Consider the following 276-nt stretch of genomic DNA (forward strand, 5'->3'; position numbering starts at 1 on the left):
TGAAACAATATCCTTTAAATTCAATCTAATAAAATTTAATCATCAGCTTATTTTTTTAACCATTATTTCATTGATAGGTAAATCTTATATAAACAATCGCTTAAACCGATGGCCATCATTGATAAAAATCAAGAACCTCTCGGACTTATTTATCCATCATAGTCCGGCTGTAGAATTATATTAATTAAAAAATATTTAAATATATTTGACCGCAATCTTTCAAGGATAGTGTAATGAAAAAACTTACTCGCATTACGGTCGCTGTCATATTTTTGC

General features: G+C 27.9%; 1 protein-coding gene. It reads left to right on the forward strand.

Annotated elements, in window-relative coordinates:
• A partial coding sequence (locus tag ACRHOC_RS14805; protein ID WP_431159402.1) for a hypothetical protein occupies positions 1-184 on the forward strand: 184 nt, incomplete at its 5' end.
• Between the last annotated feature and the right edge of the window lie 92 nt (positions 185-276).

Origin of the sequence: Winogradskyella poriferorum, from assembly GCF_050618035.1 — a bacterium.
In the GTDB taxonomy this organism is placed as follows: domain Bacteria; phylum Bacteroidota; class Bacteroidia; order Flavobacteriales; family Flavobacteriaceae; genus Winogradskyella; species Winogradskyella poriferorum_A.